Genomic DNA, 1,841 nt, shown 5'->3' with positions numbered 1-1,841 from the left:
GAGGAGCAGGCTGTGTCGACGGTGACGGCGGGGCCTTCGAGGCCGAAGGCGTAGGAGACCCTGCCTGACATGACGCTGGTTGCGTTGCCGGTCAGCAGGTGCCCCTCCGCTCCCTGCGGTATCTGTGTCCCGGTGCCGTACCCGGATGCGGTGCCGCCCACGAACACGCCGGTCGAGGATCCGCGCAGTCTGGCGGGGTCGAGGGCCGCTGACTCGAATGCTTCCCATGCTGTTTCGAGGAGGAGGCGTTGTTGGGGGTCCATGGCGAGTGCTTCGCGGGGGCTGATCCCGAACAGGTCGGCGTCGAACTCGCCGGCATCTTCGAGGAAGGCGCCCCATCCGGCGATCGAGACGGGCCAGCCGCGGTCGGTGGGGAAGGGCCCGACCGCATCGCCCGCGCTTTCCACCAGGTCCCACAGGGACTGGGCGGAGGTGACGCCGCCGGGGAAGCGGCAGGCCATCCCCACGATCGCGACCGGCTCATCCACAGCCACGGCCACGGGCGTGGCAACTGCCTGTCCCGTCACCCCCATTTCCCCGTCCGTGAGTTCGGCCAGGAGGAACTCTGCCAGTACGAGTGGGGTGGGGTAGTCGAAGACCAGCGTGGTGGGAAGCCTCAGACCTGTGACGGACTGCAGGCGGTTACGGACCTCGACGGCCATCAGGGAGTCGAAGCCCAGGTCTCGGAACGCTCGGGATGCCTCCACCGATTCTGCGCTCGCATGTCCGAGTACGGCTGCCGCGTGGGTGCGCACCACGTCGAGGACCAGTTGGCGGCGCTGTCCGGCGGGTATCCCGTCGAGCTGGCGTCGCAAACCGGCTGCCGACCCGTCGTTCTCATCAGGCGAGACCGGCGCGCTGACTGCTTCGGGCAGTTCGGCGAGGAGTCGGCTCGGGCGGATCGCGGTGAACGACGCGGCGAACGCTGCCCAGTCGATGTCGGCGACGGTAAGTCCCGACTCGTCGGCGTCGAGAGCCGCCGCGAGTGTGCGCACGGCGAGTTCAGGGTTCATCGGTGACATGCCGCGTCGGCGCAGGAGCTGCTGGGTGTCGCCCTGGACGGCCATTCCCGCGCCGGCCCAGGGCCCCCACGCCACCGACGTCGCGGGCAGGCCGCGCCCGCGGCGGTGTTGTGCCCAGGCGTCGAGGAACGCGTTCGCTGCCGCATAGGCGCCCTGGCCCGCACCACCCCAAATGGCAGCGCCGGAGGAGAACACCAGGAACAGGTCCAGGGGCAGGCCGGAGGTCAGCTCGTCCAGGTGCACGACGCCGTCGATCTTCGCACCGATGATCACGGCCGTCGTGTCCCGGTCGGCTGCTTCCAGCAGTTGTGCGTCCCCGACACCAGCCGCATGCACGACACCCGTCAACGGCATATCCGCGGGAACAGCAGCGATCACTCCGGCCAGGGCGTCCCGGTCGGCGACATCGCACGCGACGACGGTGACGCGAGTGCCGAGCGCGGCCAGCTCGTCCACCAGGCCTTCCGGCGCCACCCCTCGGCGGCTGGTGAGGACCAGGTGAGGCACGCCCCGGTCGGCCAGCCAGCGGGCCACCTCTACACCCAGCGCACCCGTGCCACCTGTGACCAGTACCGTCCCCGAGGGCTGCCATCCCTCGCCCGCGACAGCGGGCGGCACCGCACGTGCCAGCCTGCGCCCATACACCCCGGGACCGCGGACAGCGACCTGGTCCTCGCCACTGTCGGCAGCGTCGGCCAGAACCGCGGCAAGTCGGCCGGATGCGCGGGCGTCGAGGGTCTCGGGCAGGTCGATCATGCCGCCCCAGCGCTGCGGGAACTCCAGGGCCGCGACCCGGCCCAGACCCCACACCGCAGCCTG

1 protein-coding gene is annotated in these 1,841 nt (G+C 70.8%); it reads right to left on the bottom strand.

Features of this window, described 5'->3' with window-relative positions; translation table 11 throughout:
• On the bottom strand, nt 1–1,841 hold a 1,841-nt coding region (locus ABZS61_RS34760), incomplete at both ends, for a type I polyketide synthase (RefSeq protein WP_356430501.1).

The sequence above is a fragment of the Streptomyces sp. NPDC005566 genome, assembly GCF_040605575.1.
GTDB lineage: Bacteria > Actinomycetota > Actinomycetes > Streptomycetales > Streptomycetaceae > Streptomyces.
This window is presented reverse-complemented; position numbering and strand designations above follow the sequence as displayed.